The sequence below is a fragment of the Sphingopyxis sp. HIX genome (assembly GCF_001468285.1).
Lineage (GTDB): Bacteria > Pseudomonadota > Alphaproteobacteria > Sphingomonadales > Sphingomonadaceae > Sphingopyxis.
The window spans coordinates 19,157-38,236 of sequence record NZ_LNSB01000003.1 but is presented as its reverse complement, the minus strand read 5'-3'; the positions used below and the strand labels follow the sequence as shown (position 1 = coordinate 38,236).

General features: G+C 67.1%; 18 protein-coding genes. 12 read left to right on the top strand and 6 right to left on the bottom strand.

What is annotated here, in order from left to right:
* The first annotated feature begins 21 nt into the window (after positions 1-21).
* Positions 22-582, top strand: a complete 561-nt coding sequence (locus ATE62_RS02420; RefSeq protein ID WP_058810077.1) for a TetR/AcrR family transcriptional regulator — start codon at positions 22-24, stop codon at positions 580-582.
* A 7-nt stretch (positions 583-589) separates the two neighbouring features.
* Here the strand turns inward: ATE62_RS02420 and ATE62_RS02415 are convergent, their stop codons facing one another.
* From ATE62_RS02415 to ATE62_RS02395, 5 genes are all read right to left on the bottom strand, one after another.
* On the bottom strand, positions 590-1,516 hold the full coding sequence (locus tag ATE62_RS02415) for an acyl-CoA dehydrogenase family protein (RefSeq protein WP_058810076.1): 927 nt from the start codon (positions 1,514-1,516) through the stop codon (positions 590-592).
* 4 nt (positions 1,517-1,520) lie between these two features.
* Entirely contained in the window at positions 1,521-2,672 is a 1,152-nt protein-coding gene (locus ATE62_RS02410; RefSeq protein ID WP_058810075.1) for an acyl-CoA dehydrogenase family protein, read from the bottom strand.
* A complete protein-coding gene (locus ATE62_RS02405) occupies positions 2,672-3,427 on the bottom strand; it encodes an enoyl-CoA hydratase/isomerase family protein (RefSeq protein ID WP_058810074.1) in 756 nt (251 codons plus the stop codon). Before ATE62_RS02405 ends, ATE62_RS02410 begins: the two co-directional genes overlap by 1 nt.
* The gene (locus tag ATE62_RS02400) at positions 3,424-4,335 is read right to left on the bottom strand and encodes an SDR family oxidoreductase (RefSeq protein WP_058818415.1); all 912 of its coding nucleotides are present in this window, start codon (positions 4,333-4,335) and stop codon (positions 3,424-3,426) included. The genes ATE62_RS02405 and ATE62_RS02400 overlap by 4 nt, the downstream gene beginning before the upstream one ends.
* Before the next feature lie 153 nt (positions 4,336-4,488).
* A complete protein-coding gene (locus tag ATE62_RS02395) occupies positions 4,489-5,268 on the bottom strand; it encodes an enoyl-CoA hydratase/isomerase family protein (RefSeq protein WP_058809562.1) in 780 nt (259 codons plus the stop codon).
* A gap of 84 nt (positions 5,269-5,352) precedes the next feature.
* On the opposite strand from ATE62_RS02395, the gene ATE62_RS02390 reads away from it, so the two are divergent.
* The 9 genes from ATE62_RS02390 (at position 5,353) to ATE62_RS02350 (ending at position 15,739) form a co-directional block, all read left to right on the top strand.
* Positions 5,353-6,117, top strand: coding sequence for an SDR family NAD(P)-dependent oxidoreductase (locus tag ATE62_RS02390; protein WP_058809563.1), 765 nt, complete (start codon positions 5,353-5,355; stop codon positions 6,115-6,117).
* Complete coding sequence (locus ATE62_RS02385; RefSeq protein WP_058809564.1) at positions 6,114-6,878, top strand: SDR family NAD(P)-dependent oxidoreductase; 765 nt, start codon at positions 6,114-6,116, stop codon at positions 6,876-6,878. The genes ATE62_RS02390 and ATE62_RS02385 overlap by 4 nt, the downstream gene beginning before the upstream one ends.
* On the top strand, positions 6,878-8,377 hold the full coding sequence (locus ATE62_RS02380) for a class I adenylate-forming enzyme family protein (protein WP_058809565.1): 1,500 nt from the start codon (positions 6,878-6,880) through the stop codon (positions 8,375-8,377). The genes ATE62_RS02385 and ATE62_RS02380 overlap by 1 nt, the downstream gene beginning before the upstream one ends.
* Positions 8,377-9,195, top strand: coding sequence for an SDR family NAD(P)-dependent oxidoreductase (locus ATE62_RS02375; protein ID WP_058809566.1), 819 nt, complete (start codon positions 8,377-8,379; stop codon positions 9,193-9,195). The genes ATE62_RS02380 and ATE62_RS02375 overlap by 1 nt, the downstream gene beginning before the upstream one ends.
* Position 9,196: 1 nt before the next feature.
* Entirely contained in the window at positions 9,197-9,991 is a 795-nt protein-coding gene (locus tag ATE62_RS02370) for an SDR family oxidoreductase (RefSeq protein WP_058809567.1), read from the top strand.
* Positions 9,992-10,015: 24 nt separating this feature from the next.
* Positions 10,016-10,810, top strand: a complete 795-nt coding sequence (locus ATE62_RS02365; RefSeq protein WP_058809568.1) for an SDR family oxidoreductase — start codon at positions 10,016-10,018, stop codon at positions 10,808-10,810.
* 10 nt (positions 10,811-10,820) lie between these two features.
* On the top strand, positions 10,821-11,840 hold the full coding sequence (locus tag ATE62_RS02360; RefSeq protein WP_058809569.1) for a DUF2889 domain-containing protein: 1,020 nt from the start codon (positions 10,821-10,823) through the stop codon (positions 11,838-11,840).
* Between the two features lie 119 nt (positions 11,841-11,959).
* Positions 11,960-14,374, top strand: coding sequence for a TonB-dependent receptor (locus ATE62_RS02355; protein ID WP_197412011.1), 2,415 nt, complete (start codon positions 11,960-11,962; stop codon positions 14,372-14,374).
* 114 nt (positions 14,375-14,488) lie between these two features.
* Entirely contained in the window at positions 14,489-15,739 is a 1,251-nt protein-coding gene (locus ATE62_RS02350; protein WP_058809571.1) for an MFS transporter, read from the top strand.
* Positions 15,740-15,911: 172 nt separating this feature from the next.
* Here the strand turns inward: ATE62_RS02350 and ATE62_RS02345 are convergent, their stop codons facing one another.
* A complete protein-coding gene (locus tag ATE62_RS02345) occupies positions 15,912-17,027 on the bottom strand; it encodes an amidohydrolase family protein (RefSeq protein WP_058809572.1) in 1,116 nt (371 codons plus the stop codon).
* A 119-nt stretch (positions 17,028-17,146) separates the two neighbouring features.
* Here ATE62_RS02345 and ATE62_RS02340 point away from each other — a divergent pair, with 119 nt between their 5' ends.
* Positions 17,147-17,851, top strand: a complete 705-nt coding sequence (locus ATE62_RS02340; protein ID WP_058809573.1) for a FadR/GntR family transcriptional regulator — start codon at positions 17,147-17,149, stop codon at positions 17,849-17,851.
* Positions 17,848-19,074 carry an alpha/beta fold hydrolase gene (locus ATE62_RS02335; protein WP_058809574.1) on the top strand — a complete coding sequence of 409 codons (1,227 nt, stop codon included), beginning with the start codon at positions 17,848-17,850 and terminating at the stop codon, positions 19,072-19,074. The genes ATE62_RS02340 and ATE62_RS02335 overlap by 4 nt, the downstream gene beginning before the upstream one ends.
* Positions 19,075-19,080 lie beyond the last annotated feature (6 nt).

The following is a 19,080-nucleotide window of genomic DNA, read 5'->3' as shown; positions in this document are numbered from 1 at the left end:
GCGAGTCAATCGGGAGAGTTTATGGAAACGACGATCGAAGCACCGGCCCGCGACGCCGACCGCACCCGCGCAGCAATCCTCCATGCTGCGCAGCAAATCTTCGCGGCCAAAGGCTTCGCCGAGGCCGGCGTGCGCGACATCACCGCGCTCGCGGGGGTGAATCCCTCGCTGGTCAGCCGCTATTTCGGCGGCAAGCTCAAACTCTTCGAAGCCGCGCTCGACGCCGCGCTCGACCCGCGCCTGATGACCGACCTGCCCAAGGACCGGTTCGGCAAGCTGATCGTCGCGCGCTTCGCCGACGAGGACGACCGCATCAGCCCGCTGCCGATGATGTTCAGCGCCGCCGCCGACAGCGAGGCGCGCGCGATTGCGCAAAGATTGCTCCGCGACCGCGTGTTCGAACCGCTGAAGCACTGGTTCGGCGGTGAGGGCGCCGACGTGAAGGCGGCGCGCTTCATGATGGTCTCGCTCGGCTTCTTCGCCTACCGCGACCAGCTCCCGCTCGCCGAATTCGCCGGCCGCGTCGAACCCCGCCTGCGCCAATGGCTCGAACGCGAGTTCCAGGCCATCGTCGACGAGTGACATCGCATCAGGCCAGCAAGGTTTCGCGCGCCGCCGGCGCGATGAACTGGAGCAGATGTGCGCGCTTCAGCGGCAGGTGCGCCGCCGCCTCGTCGGTCATGCCGATGCCGCCATGGACCTGGATATTGGCGCGCCCATTGTCGAGCGCCGCCCGGTCGGCGAGCCGCTTCGCCGCCGCAACATGGAAGGCGGCGTCCGCAGCATTTTCATCGAGCGCGCAGGCCGCATAATAGAGCTGCGACCGCGCCGCCGCGGCGCGTACCGCCATGTCCGAACAGATATGCTTGAGTGCCTGGAACCAGCCGATGGGCCGGTCGAACTGCTCGCGCAGCTTGGCATAGTCGGCCGCCATGTCGCGCGCCGCATCCGCGCAGCCGACAGCATAAGCCGCGCCCAGCAGTTGCAGGTGCAGCGCCGGGGCGGGGTCGTCTTCGGTCCACAGCGAGCTGGTCCATTCGTGACGGCTCTGCATCGTCGACAGGTCTATCGTCTGCGCGTGCGCGGTCGTGTGCAGCGTGCCGCCTTGGTCTGTGAAGCTGTCGGGCAGGTCGAACAACCGCAGACCGCCCGGCTCGCCCATGAGCACCGCGCTCGACCCCGCCGGATCGAGCACGCGCAAAGGCTCTGACTGGCTTGCGGTCAGCGCCAGCGCGACCTTGCCCTCGGCGACATCGGGGAACCAGCGGCTCGCCACCGCGGTCGAGATCAGCCCGATGGGCGCGAGGAAGCGTCCGAGTTCGGCAAAGACCAGCGCCTCGCTCGCATGGTCGAGGTCCATGCCGGGCGCGGTCAGGCCCGTCCAGCCCATCGCCTCCAGTTCGGCCCACAGGCTTTCGGGCCGCGCACGCGCATCCTCCAGCGCCATATTGCCGCGGCACCAGTCGGTGGTTGCGGTCTGGAAGGCGATCTGCTCGTCGTTGGGCGTCAAGTCCATCGGATCACCTCGATTTCGGAAGGCCGAGCAGCCGCTCGCCGATGATGTCGCGCTGGATCTGCGCCGTGCCGCCCGCGATCGTCGCGGCAAATCCGCGGAGATAATCGCCGACCGCATCGTCGTCGCCATAGGCGAAGTCGATGATGTCCTCGCCCATCAGCAGCACCGCCATGCGTTCGAGCCGCTGGCCGAGTTCGGAGGTGAAAAGCCGGATCACCGACGCCTCGGGTCCCGGCTGTCCGGTGCGCACGACCTCGGAAATGTTGCGATAGGTCATCGCGCGCACCGCCGCGACCTCGGCGCGCAGCTGCGCCAACTGGTCAGCGATCCGGTCGTCCTTGATCATGTCGTTGGCGCGCGCCGCGGCGATCAGCTCCTCGATCTCCTGGCTCTGCTTGACCTGGTCGGCGATGAAGCCGGTGCCGCGCTCGAAGCTCAAGGTCGACATCGCAACCTTCCACCCGTTGCCGAGCCCGCCGACGACATTGGCCAGCGGGATGCGCACATCGTCGTAAAAGACCTCGGCAAATTCGGTCTGCCCCGACATCTTGCGGATCGGCCGCACGGTGATGCCAGGCGCGTGCATGTCGCAAATGACCCAGCTCAACCCCTTGTGCCGCAGCGAGCCCTCTTCGGTGCGCAGCACCAGTTCCTGCCAGTCGGCGACGTGCGCGAAGCTCGTCCAGATCTTCGACCCGTTGATGACGAGTTCGTCGCCCTCGATCCGCCCGCGCGTCTTGATGCCCGCGAGGTCTGACCCCGCACCGGGTTCCGAAAAACCCTGGCACCAGATCGCCTCGCCCTTCAGGATGCGCGGCAGGTGATACGCCTTCTGCTCCTCGCTCGCGTTGAGGATCAGCGTCGGGCCGCCATGGTTGATCCCGACGAAATTCGCCCCGATCCACGGCGCATGAGCCTTGGCATATTCCTCGAGCCAGATGACCTGCTGCACGATCGACAGCCCGCGTCCGCCATAGTCGGTCGGCCAGTTGATCCCCGCCCAGCCGGCATCGAACAGCCGTCGCTGCCACGCCTTGTCGAAGCCGATCGCGTCGGCCGCGTCGAGCGGGCGCTTATCGGCAGGCACATTGGCGTGCAGCCAGTCGCGGCACTCTTCGCGGAAGCCGGTCTCGTCGGGAGAGAAACCAATATCCATCAGCCGGCCTTCTTCGCAGCGGCGATCGGCTCGCCCTTCTTGCGCATCGCCGGATCGAACCCGGCGTTGCGCATCAGTTCGTGGTTCAGCCCCGCCGCGATCGCCATGCCGTCGGTGTCGTAGATCAGCCTCTTGTTCTCGGCATTGCTGTGGCGGCTGTTGCCGAGGATCAGCGCGGCCAGCTCGGCGACCTTGGCGTCGAGCGCCTCATCGGCGACGCAGTAATTCGCGAGCCCCATCGCCGCCGCATCCTCGCCCGCATAGGGCTGGCAGGTCAGCATCATCTCGAGCGCCTTCGCTTGCCCGACGCGCCGCGGCAGCCGCTGCGACAGCCCCCATCCGGGCACCAGCCCCCACTTCCCATGCGTGTCGGCAAAGCGCGCACTCGTGCCGCAAAGGATGAAATCGGCCGCGAGCGCGAGTTCGAGCCCGCCGGTGTAGCAAGTACCCCGCACCTTCGCGATCACTGGCTGGCGCAGCTTCGTCAGCCGCTCGACGATCAGCATCTCCTGCCGCAGCCAGCCGAGCGCATCGGCGTGCGGCGGCGATTTGAGGTCGTGGCCGGCGCAGAAATGCTCGCCCGCGCCGGTGATCACCACCAGCCCGGCATCGCCGACGCCCTCCTCGATATCGCGGATATGCGCACGAAATTCGCGGAACAGCTCGCGGTTGATCGCATTGCGCTTGTCGGGCCGGTTGAGCGTCAGCGTGCAGACGCCGTCCTTGTCGTCGCGCAGGACCAGCGGCTCGCTCATGCGCCGTCCCCGCGCGTCTTCGCGATCGCCTCGCGCGCGCTGCCGCTTTCCATCGCGCGCTTGCCGAACTGCTCGCGGATCGGCACGAACTCGGGCATCACCAGCGACCGGCGCAGCCAGTTGGCGGCGTCGACCACCAAAGTATGCCCGCTGATATAGGTCGCATAGGGCGAGCAGAGGAAGGTCGCCGCCCAGCCCAGTTCGCGCACCTCGCCGACGCGCATCCCGGGGATCGTATTGTCGCCGCGCTCGCCCTCGCGGTGGCGCGTCATATGCGCCGGCAGATCGTCGTGCGGGAAGCGCCCCGGCGCGATGCAATTGACCCGGATGCCGTCGGGCGCCCATTCGACCGCAAGGCTCTGGGTCAGGTTGGTGACCCCCGCCTTCGCGGCTGCCGAATGCGAGGTGCCGGGACCGCCGGTCCAGCTGTACGTCGCACCGATGTTGAGGATCGCGCCCGGCAGCCCCGCCGCCAGCCGCCGCACCGCGAACTCGCGGCTGCAATTATACGTCCCGTTCAGCACGATATCGACGACGGTGCGAAAGCCGTTCGGGGTCATCTCCTCGGCAGGTGCCGGGAAATTGCCCGCGGCATTGTTGATCAGCACATCGACCGGACCCAGCTTCGCCTCGATCTCGTCGAAGGCGCGCGCGATCGCATCGGGGTCGCGCACGTCGCAGGCGACCGCGATGACCTCGGCGCCGACCGCCTCGATCGCGGCGATGCCCGCCGCCAGATGGTCGGGCTTGCGGCTCAGCACCGCGACCTTAGCGCCCAATCGCGCGAACTCGACCGCCATGCCCTTGCCGAGCCCCGTGCCGCCGCCGGTCACCGCGACGACCTGTCCGGCATAGGTGCCGTCGGGCAACGCCTTGGCACCGACGGGGGGAGGGGGAGGGAGGCCCATCAAATCCTCCCCGCTTGCGGGGAGGGGGACCGCGAAGCGGTGGAGGGGGCTCGCGTGCGTCCGCGACGTAGCGCAAGGACGCCATCCCCCTCCGTCAGCCGCTCCTCGGCTGCCACCTCCCCGCGAGCGGGGAGGATTTGCGTCTCGACCATCTTATTTCCCCTTGTAGCTCGGCGCGCGCTTCTCGCGGATCGCGGCGCGGGCTTCCTGATAATCGTCGGTCTTGAAAAGGTAGCTCTGCGCGTAGAGCTCGGCGCGGGTGCCGGTGCGGATCGTCGGGCCGTGCATCAGATTGATCATCTCCTTTGCCAGCGCGAGGTTGATCGGCGGTCGCGCCGCGATGTCGCGCGCGATCTCGAGCGCCTTCGCGTCGAGCTCCTCGGGCGCGACGACGAAGTCGACCGCGCCCCATTCGAGCGCAGTGGCGGCGTCAATCTTCTGCCCCGACATCACCATATATTTGGTCCGCGACGGCCCGATCAGCGCGGTCAGCATCTGCGTGCCGCCGGTGTCGGGCAGCACGCCATAGAGGATCTCGGGCAAGGCCAGCTTCAGCGTCGTGTCGCTAATCCTGATGTCTGCGGCGAGCGCCAGTTCGCACCCGCCGCCGATCGCGCCGCCCTTCAGGGCCGCGATGATCGGCTTGGTCGATTCCTGCATCTTCAGCCGCCCTTCCTGGTGCCGCCGGATAAAGTGGAAATCGCTTTCGTCGCGCGCGCGGTGGCCGAGCACAGCGGTGTCGCGCCCCGAACAGAAGCTCTTGCCATTGGCGCGGATCAGGATCGTGCTGGTCTCGCTGTCCTCCAGCGCCTCACCCAGCAATTTCTGGAACAGCGAGGACATCTCGTCGTCCATCGCATTGTGCCGGTCGGGCCGGTTCAATGTCAGGATGCGCAAGGCGCCCTCGCGCTCGCTCAGGATCAGCTCGGCCATCTCCACTCCCATTTTCTTTTCGGCAGGGCTTGCACGACTTGTATAACTAAGTCAATTATGTCGAAACGCTAGGGGAGAGAGAAAATGGCGGAGCTCAGCGGCAAGACCGCGCTCGTCACCGGCGCATCGCGCGGCATCGGCGCCGCGATCGCGCGCCGACTCGGCGGGGCCGGGGCGCATGTCGCGGTGAACTATGCGGGAAGCAAGGATGCCGCCGACGCGCTCGTCGCCGAGATCGTTGCAAACGGCGGGCAGGCCTTTGCGGTCCAGGCCGACGTCGGCACCATGGCGGGTATCGAATCCATGCTCGCGGTCTGTGACACGGCCTTTGGCGGCACCCCCAATCTCGACATCCTCGTCAACAATGCCGGGGTCGGCGGCGAGGGCGACACGGGCAGCCTCAAGAAGTGCGACGAGGCGCTGTTCGACCGGATGATCGCGGTGAATCAAAAGGCGCCGCATTTCATCACCCAGCTCTGCCTCGACCGCCTCCGCGACGGCGGGCGCATCGTCAACATCGGCTCGCTCGGCGGGCGCTCGGCGCTGCCGCCCTTCGCCGCCTATGCCGCGACCAAGCGCGCGTTGCAGAGCCTGACGATGTCGACCGCGGTCGTCGTCGGCCCGCGCGGCATCACCTGCAACCTCGTTGCTCCCGGCGCGGTCGATACCGAATTCAACAAGACGCTCTCCGAAAAGCCCGGCTGGGCCGAGGCGACCTCAAAGCTCACCCCGATGAAGCGCCTTGGCGTGCCCGAGGATATCGCGGGCGCGGTGATGATGCTCTGCCGCGACGAGGCGCATTGGGTCACCGGCCAGATCGTCGAAGCGAGCGGAGGGCTGTTCCTGTGAGCGACCTTAGCGGAAAGACCGCGCTAGTGACCGGCGGCTCGCGCGGTATCGGTGCGGCGATCGTGCGGCGGCTGGGGCACGCGGGCGCGCATGTCGCGATCAACTATGCCGGCAGCAAGGATGCTGCCGAGGCATTGGTCGCCGAGATCGTGGCTGCGGGCGGCAAGGGCTTCGCGGTGCAGGCCGACGTCTCGTCGCTCGCGGGCATCGAAGCGCTATTCGCGGCGTGCGATGCGGCTTTCGGTGGCGCGCCCAATCTCGATATCCTTATCAACAACGCGGGGGTCGGCCGCGGCGGGCGCGACGGCACATTGAAGGGCGCGGGCGAGGCGCTGTTCGACGAGCTTTTCGCCGTCAACGTCAAAGGCCCCCATTTCGTCACGCAGGCCGCGCTGCCGCGCCTCCGCGACGGCGGCCGCATCGTCAATATCGGCTCGATGTCGGGCAAGGTCGGCCAGCCCTTCGCCGCGAGCTATGCGATGACCAAGCGCGCGATCCAGAGCCTGACCTTCTCCACCGCGCTCGCAGTGGCGAAGCGCCGCATCACCTGCAACTGCATCGCCCCTGGCGCGGTCGCGACCGAATTCATCGCGGCGCTGCGCGAACAGCCCGGCTGGGACGAGGCGACCGCGAAACACACCCCGATGGGCCGCCTCGGCGAGCCCGAGGATATCGCCGGCGCGGTGATGATGCTGCTCGGCAACGATGCGCGCTGGGTCACCGGCCAGATCATCGAAGCGAGCGGAGGCCTTGCGCTCTGATGGCGCTGATGACCGAAAAATTGCGCGCGATCATGGCGCTCGATCCCGATCGGACGCAGATCGATTTCGGTGGCATCGACTATAGCTGGCGCCAGATCGCCGACACCGTCCGCGCGATTGAGGACGCGCTCGATACGATGGGTCTGCCCGAGGACGCGCGCGTCGGCGTGATGCTGCGCAACCGCCCCGGTCATGTCGCCGCCATCGTCGCGGTGCTCTCGACCGACCGCTGCCTCGTCACGCTCAACCCGATCCTCCCCGAGGCCAAGCTCTTCGCCGACGTCGAGACGCTGGGCCTGCCCGCGATCGTCGCCGACGCCACCGACCTCGCGCGCGCCGGCCTCGCCGAAGCGCTCGCGCGTGCCGGCTCGGCAGTGATCGAGATCGACCCGCTTCTGGGCGGCGTGCGCGTCGTGCAGGGCAAGGTGCGCACGCAAATCCAGACCTCGCCGGGGGTCGCGATCGAGATGCTTACTAGCGGCACCACCGGCACGCCCAAGCGCGTGCCCTTGAGCCGCGACGCCTTCGACGCCAGCTTTCGCGGCTTCACCAGATATGAGCGCGGGCGCAGCTTCGACGATCCGCCGCGGCTCAACTCGGGCTGCACGATGGTGGTCAATCCGCTCACCCATATCGGCGGCATCTATGGCTGCATCGGTGCGCTTGCGGCGGGGCGGCGGATAGCCTTGCTCGAAAAATTCAGTGTTGATGCCTGGGTGTCGGCGGTGCGCCGCAACCGCCCCGCGGTCGCCTCCGCGGTGCCCTCCGCGGTACGCATGCTGCTCGACGCCGACGTCGACCCCGCCGACCTCGCCAGCCTCAAATCGCTGATCACCGGCACCGCGCCGCTCGCGCCCGACCTCGTCGACGCCTTCATGGCCAAATATGGCATCCCGATCTGCAGCAATTATGGGGCGACCGAATTTGCCGGTGCGATCGCCGGCTGGACCATCGACGATTTTCGCACACTCTGGACCGCGAAGCGCGGCGCGGTCGGCCGCGTGCACGCCGATATCGAGGCACGCATCGTCGAGGCCGAGAGCGGCGCCATCCTGCCGCACGGCGAAGAGGGCCTGCTCGAGATCAAGGGCAAGCAGCTCGGCAATGCCATGCAATGGTTGCGCACCACCGACCGCGCGGTGCTCGACGCCGACCGCTTCCTCTTCATCAGGGGCCGCGCCGACAACGCGATCATCCGTGGTGGCTTCAAGATCCATCCCGACGACGTCGTGACCGCGCTGAACGACCATCCGGCGGTCCGCGAATCCGCCGTCGTCGGCGTCCCCGACGCCCGCCTCGGCGCCGTCCCCGCCGCGGCGATCATCCTCAAGGAGGGCGCGCCTGCGCCCGAAGCCGACGACCTCAAGGCGTGGCTCAGGGACCGGCTGATCGCCTATCAGGTCCCGGTCCATATCCGTTTCGTCCCCGACTTCCCGCGCACCCCGTCGATGAAACCCTCGGCGCCGGGGTTGCGCGCGCTATTTGCAGGAGAGAGCTGATGGAAAGCTTCGCCGGAAAATCGGTGATCGTCACCGGCGGCGGCAAGGGCGTCGGGCGCGGCATCGCCGAAGCCTTTGCCGCGGCGGGGGCCGAGGTCATGCTCGGCGCGCGCGCCCTGTCCTATGCCGAGGATGTGAAGGCGGGGATCGAAAAGACCGGCGGCATCGCCGAATGTTTCGCCGCCGACATCGCCAAGCACGCCGACTGCCGCGCCCTCGTCGCGGCGACGGTGCAGGCCTTCGGCGGGGTCGATATCGTCGTCCACGCTGCCGCCGACATCCCGCACGGCGGGCTCGGCCATGTCGATGACGACCGGCTCGAAGCGGGCTTCGCGAGCATCGCCAAGGCGGCCTGGTGGCTGCTCGACGCCGCGCGCCCGCACCTCGCGCAAGCGCGCGATGGCGGCCGCTTCATCGCGATCGGATCGATCAACGGCACCTTCAACGTCGTGCCCAACATGACCGCCTATGGCATGGCCAAGGCGGCGCTCGACGCCTTCATCCGCGCCGCGGCGGGCGACGTCGTCGGCGACAGGATCACGGTCAACGCGATCAACCCCGGCCTCGTCGCCAGCGACCGCGCGAAGGCCGTGCTCGGCGACGAAGGCCTCGCCGCTTATGGCGCGACCGTTCCGGTCGGCCGCGCGGGCACGCCCGCCGACATCGCGCACGCCGCGCTGTTCCTCGCCTCGGCGCGCTCGGACTATATCACCGGCACCACGATCAAGATGGACGGCGGCTCGACCGTTGCGGCCTCGCCGGGCCGCAACGATATCCTCCAGGAACGCTTGAAGCTCCAGCAGGGAAAGGCACCGTAAGATGGATCTCGGCATTTCCGGCAAGGTCGCGCTCGTCTTCGGCGGCTCCAAGGGCATCGGCCTCGGCTGCGCGCACGAGTTCGCGCGCGAAGGTTGCAAGACCGTGATCGCCGCGCGCACGCAGGCGACGATCGACGCCGCGGTCGCCGAAGTGCAGGCGGCGGGCGGTCAAGTCATCGGCATCTCCGCCGACTGCACCGGCAAGGACGGCATCGCCAAGGCCGTGCAGGCCGCGACCGACGCCTTCGCGCCGCCCGATATCCTGATCTTCAACGTCGACTCCGGCCCCAAGGGCAGCTTTCTCGAGGTCGACGACGACACCTTCGCGGCGGCGAACAACAACAATGTCATGGCCTTCCGCTGGGCGGTGCAGGCGGTCGTCCCGCATATGCAGCACCAAGGCTGGGGCCGCATCCTCACCATCGGGACCAATTCGGTGAAGGCGCCGCACCGGAAGCTCGCGCGCGCGGCGCAGAACACCTACCGCGTCGGCGCGCTCGCGCTGTCGAAGACGATCTCGGCCGAGCTCGGGCCGATGGGCATCACCGTCAACACGCTCGGCACCGGCGCCATCGCGACGCCGCAGTTCAAGGAGGTGTTCACCAAGATCGCCGAGGCGCAGGGCCAGACCTACGACGAGCATGTCGCCCAGCGCACCGCCGCCTATCCGATCCCGCGCATGGGCACGCCCGAGGATATGGCCGCCGCTGCCGCCTTCCTCTGCTCCGACCGCGCGGGCTTCATCACCGGGCAGGTGCTCGTGATCGATGGTGGCAATCTCGAAGTTCTGCAGTAACGATTAGCAATCGAAGGAAGAGACATGAAACTGGGTAACGACATTGCGGCAGTGGTCACCGGCGGCGCCTCGGGTCTCGGCCGCGCGAGCGCCGAGGCGCTGGCGGGCGAGGGGGTCAAGGTCGCGATCTTCGACGTCAACGAAGAGGGCGGCAAGGCGGTCGCCGACGCGATCGGCGGGACCTTCTGCAAGGTCGACATCACCAGCGAGGACAGCGTCGTCGCGGGCTACGAAGCGGCCCGCGCCGCACACGGCCAGGAGCGGATCCTCGTCCATTGCGCGCAAATCTCGAAGAACAGCAAGACCGTGCGCTTCGACAAGGCGACCGGTGGCTATGTCCGCTATTCGACCGAAGATTATGCCTTCTCCGCGCAAGGCATCCTCATCGCGAGCTACCGTCTCGCCTCGCTCGCCGCGCTCGGCATGGCCAACGCCGATCCGCTGAACGAGGATGGCGAGCGCGGTGCGATCGTGCTGACCGCGTCGGCGGCGGCGCAGGACGCGCAGATCGGACAGGTCGGTTACGGCTCCTTGAAGGCCGGTGTGAACGGCCTCGTCCTGCCGATGGCGCGCGATCTGATGGACCTCGGCATCCGCGTCAATTCGATCATGCCCGGCATCTTCGCGACCCCGCCGATGCTGAGCGTCAAGGACAAGGCGCCTGCGATCTTCGAAGGCCTCGCCGCCTCCGTGCCCTTCCCCAAACGCCTCGGCCATCCGCACGAGTTCGGCAGCCTCGTGCTCGAACTCGCGCGCAACGGCTATTTCAACGGCCAGGCGCTGCGCCTCGACGGCGCGATCCGCATGCCTCCCAAATAGGACAGACGATTTGAACGCACCCCAGCAATTCCCCTTCGCGCGCCAGTCGGCGGGGCCCGCGCCGCTCCGCCGTCCGGGATCGATCCGCCGCACCAGTTCGATCGATTCCGACTGGCCCGACGGCTTCGGGCAGCCGTGGATCATGTCGGGGCGCGTGCGCGACCTGCTCACGCCGTTCGAGGGAATGCCCGTCGCGCTCGCGAGCGGCGAGTTCCGCATCCGCACCTCGCCGATCCGCGAGATCATGGAGATCGACGTCGCGCCGCATCATGCGCGCGCGCAGGAGATGGTCGGGGTGCGGGCAGGGGGCGCGAGCCGTCAGGCGCTGGCGGCGACGCTCGGCGACCTGCGCGGATCGCCCTTGTTCCAGCTGCTCGACGATTTCGCGGGCGCCAGCCTCGTCGCGGGGTGGATCTGGTCGCGCTGGACCCCCGACTGGCACGACCGCATGCGCGCCAGTCGCACCCAGTCGACCGCCGGCAACAAGGGCCGCATGGTCAATATCTGCACCGGCTTCACCGAGGGCGGCAGCTCGCTCGGCGAAGACGGCAGCGTCGATCATAGCGACCAGTCGGCCACCATCGTCGGCCCGCTCGTCAACCCCGACGACCCGATCGGCTGGCACGAGCTGCCGGTACAGGAGGGCCGCCCGATGGCACGACGGTCGCGCCGCATCGACCTCTGGCGCGCGGAGGGCGTGCTCAAGGTCGACGCGGGGTTTCAGGACAGCGGGCCCAACCCGGAGGGCAGTCGCACCGCGATCCACGAATATCGCGTCTATGCCGAGATCGACGAGGCGAACGGCACCCTGCTCGCGCTCCAAGCGCTGCCCTTGATCCTGCCCTTCCGCGAATGCCCCGGCGCCTCGATGAAGGCGGCGCGCATGGTCGGGCAGGACGTCGGGACCTTCCGCCAGGCGGTGCTCGATACGCTCGTCGGCACGATCGGCTGTACCCACCTCAACGACGTGCTGCGCGCGCTCGCCGACGTTCCGGCGCTCGCAGCAATGTTGCCCGAAAACAAGGTTTGACACCGTTTCCGTAGCGTATTGTGACATTTTGCCGCAATCCACTTGTCTAACGTGTTAGACTTAGTTATATAACTGGCCAAGCGAGGACGCCAGGAAGCCTCGTGGGGAGGATGTTGACCATGAATTTCAAGCAAAAGCGCGATTCGGCTCGCTTGCTCGTCGCCGCGTCGATGGCGGCGTTGGCGCTGTCGTCGGTCCCCGCCTATGCGCAGGATGCCGCGGCGTCCGCCGACGAATCCGAATATGACGACGACGCGATCGTGGTCATCGGCGTGACCAAGCAGGATGCCAACATCCAGGAAACGCCGATCGCGATCACCGCCTTCAGTGGCGAGAAACTGACCGAGCAGGGCATTTCGAAGGTCGAGGACATTGCGAGCTTCACCCCCGGCTTCAACATCCGCGGTGCCGGCAACAACCCGACCGCCTTCTCGCTCGCCATGCGTGGCCAGGTCCAGAACGACAATATCGCGACGCTCGAACCGTCGGTGGGCACCTATCTCGACGAGATGTACATCGCGCGCGCCTACGGCTTGAACGTCGAACTCGTCGACGTCGAAAGCGTGCAGGTGCTGAAGGGCCCGCAGGGCACGCTCTTCGGCCGCAACACCTCGGCAGGCGCGGTGCTGATCCAGACCGCGAACCCCCGCTATGGCGAGATTTCGGGCAAGGCCAGCGCCACCTACGGCCGTTTTGACGAACGCACGGGGCAGGCGGTGCTCAACCTCGGCCTGTCCGATACCATCGCGATCCGCGGCGCGCTCTATTACCAGAAGCGCGACGGCTACAAGACCGACATCAACACCGGCGCCAAATATGAGGGCCGCGAGACGTGGAACGGCCGCGTCAAGATCGGCTGGAAACCGACTGATACTTTTGAAATCCTTCTGTCGGGCGAGTGGTACGATACCTATATCGACGGCCCCGTCCGTCAGAATCTCTTCTTCAATGCGCCTGCGGCCTTCGGCCCGGCCAAGCCGATCGTCGATGGCATCGCCGCCGCCGAACGCGCCGCCTTCGGAGGCAACCCCAATCTCGCCGCCTATACGCCGCCGTCGGCGGTCGTCGGCGCCGACCCGCGCGGGCCGTTCAACAAGACGAAGACGCAGACCTACACCGCGAAATTCATCCTCGATACCAACTTCGGCCAGATACGCTGGATCAACGGCTATCGCGGCGTGCAGAGCGAGAACCTCGTCGATCTCGACGGAACGAGCTTCGCGGGCCACTTCACCGAAGGTACGCAGGACCTGAAGCAATATTCGACCGAGCTGCAGGCCACCGGCGTTGCCTTCGACGATCGGCTCAACTTCGCGACCGGTATCACCTATTTCCGTGAGACCGGCTTCGACCAGTCGCGCTCGAACCTGTTCAACGGCAAGTTCGCGGCGGGTCCGACCGTGCCGGCGCAGTTCGTCGGCCGCACGAGCTGGTCGAACTTCTCGGGCAATCTCGATAACGACAGCTTCGGCATGTATGGCCAGCTCAACTATGCGCTGACCGACCGCTTCAACATCACCGGCGGCCTGCGCTATTCGATCGACGACAAGCGCGTGGTCACCCAGTCGGGCGATGTCGTCGACAACACCGACCAGTTCGTGCGTTGCACCCCTTCGACGGTGGCGATTCCGTGCCTGCGCGAGCGGCACAAGACCTTCACCAACCTGTCCTACACGATCGGCGTCGATTACGACCTGACCGACGACATTCTCGTCTATGCCAAGCACAGCAAGGGCTATCGTTCGGGTGCGCTGCAACTGCGCACGGTGACGCTCGCGGATTCGATCCCGTCGGATCCCGAAATCGTCCACGAGCAGGAAATCGGCATCAAGACGACCTTCCTCGGCGGGCGCGGACGTTTCAATATCGCCGGCTATCACAACAAGGTCCGCGATGCGCAGCGCAGCCCGGTGCTTGCGCCGAACGGCATCAGCCAGACGGTGATCGAGAACGCCGACACCGAAACCTGGGGCTTGGAGGTCGATACTTCGTTCGAGGTGGTCGATGGCTTCACCATCTTCGCGTCGGGTGCGCTCAGCGATCCCAAATATACGCGTTATGAGGGTAAGGCGCTTGCCGGCACGCCCCCGAACCAGACGATCGTGACCGTCGACAAGAGCGACTATCTGCTCGTCGGCATCGTCAAGAAGCAGTTCACCGTCGGCGCCAATTACAAGCAGGACTTCGGCAACGTCGGCTTCGACGCCAACATCGTCTACGCGTGGCAGGGCAAGATGCCGCAGATCGACATTCCGGCGAGCATGTTCACCTCGACCGCACCGGGTGGGCTCGGTCTGACGCAGGCGCAGGCCGACCAACTCGCCGCGGTCGCGCAATCGGGTTCACTCGGCCTGCTCAACGCGCGCGTCGCGGTGAGCTTCGGTCCGGAAAAGAACTTCGAACTGGCGCTGTGGGGCAAGAACCTCACGGGCGACCAGGAACAGCAATATACGCTGCTGCTCAGCAACATCTATGTCGGGACTTCGTACAACGAGCCGCGCAGCTACGGCATTACGGGGACGTTCAAATTCTGAGGACCACAGGGCGCTCTCTAGGGAGCATTGGGGGAGGGACGGCTTGCCGGACCTCCCCTCTTTTTTTCCGGCCCCGCCTTTTTTGCCTTCGTATCCCCCCGCGAAAGGAATGACATGTCTTCGGAAATCTCGAGCCGCCGCGGCCTGACGCTGGGCCTGCTCGTCGTCGTCGCGATCCTCTCCTACGTCGATCGCCAGGTCTTCACCCTCTTCCAGGACGATATCAAGGTCGAGCTCGGGCTCGACGACGGCCAGCTCGGCTTGCTCACCGGCATCGCCTTCGCCGCCTTCTATGCGCTCGCTGCCTTTCCGATCGCGCGCTACGCCGACCGCGGCGACCGCCGCCTCGTCATCGCGGTCTGCGTCTCGATCTGGAGCGCCGCGACCGCGCTTTCGGCCTTCGCGCACAGCTTCTGGCAGATGCTCCTCGCGCGCATCGGCCTTGCCGCGGCCGAGGCGGGGGCAGGGCCCGCGGGCCTGTCGCTGCTCACCGACATCTTTCCCAAGGACCGCCGCACGACGATCATCTCGGTGATGCTCGCCGCCAACGCCGTCGGCCTGTCTGGCGGGCTCGCGCTCGCGGGCTGGCTGTCGCAATGGTATGATTGGCGCACCGTCTTCCTGATCGTCGGCTTGCCGGGGATCGCGGTCGGCCTGCTCGTCTATCTGCTCGCCGCCGAGCCGCGCCGCCGCGGTGTCGTCGAACCGGTGGCCCCGCCGCAGACCAGCCTCGGCGAGGTCCTCCGCACCATGGCCGCCAGCACGTCGCTACGCTGGGTCGGGCTGCTGCTCTGCATGGTCCCGCTCACCGGCTTCGCCTTCATCCTGTGGGGTGCCTCCTTCTTCCAGCGCGTCCACGGCATGGACAAGACCGAGACGGGCTTCTGGCTCGGTGGCGCGATGGCGGCGGGACTCGTCATCGGCAATCTCGTCGCGGGCTGGGTCAGCGACCGCTATGGCCAGGCCAAGCCCGGCTTCAACGGCTGGTTCGCGGGGATCGGCCTGCTCGTCAGCTTCCCCTTCGGCGTCGGCTTCGCGCTCGCCGAGAACGCCTATGTCGCGCTCGCCTGCTTCGTCGTGGTGAAGTTCATGATGACGCTGCACCTCGGGCCCATCATCGCGCTCTGCTTCGCGCAGGTGCCGGTGCAGATGCGCGCGATGATGTCGGCGACGATCAACATGTTCATCGGGCTGGCGGGGGTCGGCCTCGGCGGCACCGTCGCGGGCTATCTCAGCAAGGCCTTTACGCCGGGCTATGGCGAACTGTCGCTGCAGCCCTCGCTGGCGATCCTGTCCTGCTGCCTGCTGGTCGGCGGGATAGCCGCGATCATGGCGGGGCGGACGGCGAAGCCGTTGGAGGAGTGAATGAAAACCCCTCCCGCAAGCGGGAGGGGCAGCGAGACTTGCGAACTTGTTTCGCTAGTCGCAGCGGGGTGGGCAAGGCCGCAAGGTGACGATGCCCACCCCGCTCGACCAAAGGCCCGGCTACGCCGGACCAGGTCTCACAGCCCCTCCCGCTTGCGGGAAGGGGAGGGCGCTAAGCCGCCACTTTCTCGCTCGTCGCCACTTGCGGCTCCAGCCCGAACAACCGCGCGGCGTTCAACCCCAGGATGTTCCGCCGCACGTCGTCGCTGACCGCCATCCCCTCGAACAGCTCGTCGACGATGCGCCGGCTGATCGGGAAGGTCCCCTCGGCGTGCGGATAATCCGATCCCCACATGACATTCTTGGCTCCCGGCAGCCCCGCGGCGGCCGACGCGATGCACGCGCGATCGTGCTGGAAGCTCGCCCAGATCTGGTCGTCGACGATCTGGCTCGGCGAACGCGTCAGTTTCGGAAACACGAAATTCGCATGCGCCACCGACACCTCGTCCATCCGCTCGGCGAGCGCGACGAGCCAGCTCGCGCCGCTCTCGATGAAGGCGACCTTCGCGCCCGGATTGCGGTCGAGCACGCCGCCCGCGGTCAGGTACATCGCGCTGTGCTGGGCATCGTTCATCTGGTTGGTGTAGTTGATGATCCCCGCGCCCGGCCCACGCTCGACGATCACGCTCTCCAGCCCCGTGCCCGTGTGCATCACGAACACGATGCCCAGCGCCGCGCCCTTGGCGAAAACCGGGTCCCAGGCCTCGTTGTTGTACTTCGGCAGGCCCGGCGGCGTCACCGCGGGCAGCATCGCTGCGGTGAAGCCCTTCGACGCCAGATAGTCGAGCTCGGCCAGCGTGTTCGAGAAATCGAGCACCGGCAGCATGCCGCAGCGCACGAAGCGGTTCGGATGCCCGCCGAGGAAGCTGTCGTTCCAGTCGTTGTACAGCCGCGCCGACGCCGCCTCGGCATCGGGGCTGTCGAGGCAATAGAGCCAGAGGCCCAGCGACGGGAAACAGATTTCGCTGTCGATCCCTTCGAGTTCCATGTCCTCGAGCCGCCCGGCGATCTCGCGGATGCCGCGCCGCTGTGCATCGCCGAGCTGCTTCTCGCGGTGCTGGCCGACGCGCAGGCGATAGATGATCTTGTCCTTGGTCCCGGTCACCAGATATTCGCCTTCCATCCGCGCGTGGATCGCATGGTCCTTGAGCGACGCGGGCAGGCCCTCGAGGAAGATGTCCGACGGTTCCATGATGTGGCTGTCGGCGCTGAACACAAAGGGTTTCATCGGCAGTCTCCTCGCGACTCGCTATCGGTCTTTCGGTCATTAAAAGATACCTAGTTATATAAGTCAAGAGCCGGATGGGCTAGACATTGGGCGGCATGAAGCTTAAACAGATACCTGTTATGGCAATCACTACCGAAACCCTCGCCACCCGCACCGCCCGCAATCTCGCGCAGCTCAGCCTCGCCGCCGACCCCGGCAGCCACCTCGGCGCTGAGGACGACCTCATCGCCCGCTTCGGGGTCAGCCGCCCGACGTTGCGCCAGGCCGCAAAGCTCGTCGAGCGCGACCGGCTGATCAGCATCCGCCGCGGCGCGCAGGGCGGCTATTATGCCGAGCGTCCCGACGCGCGCGACGCGATCCAGTCGCTTGCGCGCTTCCTGCGCATGAAAGGCGCCAACCTCGGCCATGTCATCCAGGTCACCCGCCCGGTCTCCGAGGAAGCTGCCGTCGCCGCCGCGCGCCACCGCAGCACCGCCGATGTCGAGGCGCTGCACGCCTTCGTCGCCACCATCGACGCGCGCGATACGCCGCGCGACCTCATCGCCGCCGAAGTCCTGATGGCGCGCCTGATCGCGGGCATGAGCGGCAATCCGGTGGTCGAACTGATCCTCGAAATCGGCTACAGCTTTGGTCTCGACGAACGCGGCAGCGACCTCTACGCCGATCCCGACCGGCGCGCGCGCACCCGCGCCATGCAGCACAGCCTGTGCCAGGCGATTATCGACGGCGATGCCGACATCGCGCGGCTGATGATGCGCCGCCGGTCGGACCAGTTCGACGCATGGCTGCATCTGGGCAGCACCGAGGAGAAGAAGCAGGCATGAGCATCGTCGAATATCGGGGTTTCGCGGGCGTTCGGCTCGAGGCCGAGGTGATCGGCGCCGAAAACGACCCTGCGGTGCTGCTGCTCCACGGCGCCGGCCAGACCCGCGCGGTCTGGGGCGGCGTAGCCCAATCGCTCGAAAAAGCCGGCCGCCGCGTCATCAGCCTCGACCTCCGCGGGCACGGCGGCAGCGAATGGCCCGAGGATGCGCGTTACGATTTCGAGGCGCTGGTCGAGGATCTGCGCGCCGTGCTGTCGCAGATGGGCACGCGCCCCGTCGTCGTCGCCTCGACGCTCGGCGGCTGGATCGCCAGCGCCGCGCTCGAACGCGACGCCGCGGTGCTCGCCTCGGGCCTGGTCCTCGTCGACTCGCCGGTGCAGGTCGACCCCGCGCTCGCGCGGCGTGTCGGCGAACGCATCCGCGAGGCGGCGACGCTCGCCCCCGGGCAGGCGCAATGGGACGTTCGCCTCTTCGACACGCTCGATACCTCGGCGATGGCCGATCGCCTCGACGGCGTCGCGGCGAAGATCGCGCTGCCGACCCTCTACGTCCGCGGTGCGATCAGCGAACTGGTGTCGAAAGCCGACGCCGCCGCCTTCGTCGCGCAGCTTCCCGACGGCGAACTCGTCGAGGTCGAGAACAGCGCGCTGGTCGTCACCGACGACCGCGCCGACGCGCTCGGCGGCTATCTCATCGATTTCCTCGAACGCCGCGCCCCGCGCGGTTCGCCCGAATTTCGCGCCGGCAGCGACGCGCGCACCTTTCGCGACGCCTTGGGCTGTTTCGCGACCGGGGTCACCGTCGTCACCGCGATCTGCCCCGACGGAACCCCCGTCGGGCTCACCGCGAACAGCTTCACCTCGGTCTCGCTCGACCCGCCTTTGCTGCTCGTCTGCATCGCCAACAACGCGGGCAGCGCGCCCTATCTGCGCGACGCCGAGCGTTTTGCGGTCAATGTCCTCCAGATCGGCCAGCAGCCGACCTCGAACCGCTTCGCCGGCAAGGGCGAGGACCGCTTCGGCCTGACCCCGTGGGAGGTCGGCGAATATGGCACGCCGGTGCTCACCGGATCGCTCAGCAGCTTCGAATGTTCGCGCGATGCGGTGCACGACGGCGGCGACCATTTCATCCTCGTCGGCCGCGTGCTGAAGGCCATTTTCGAGCCGCGCCGCGACCCCTTGCTCTATTTCCGCGGTAAATATCGCAAACTCCATTTCGCTTGACGACTG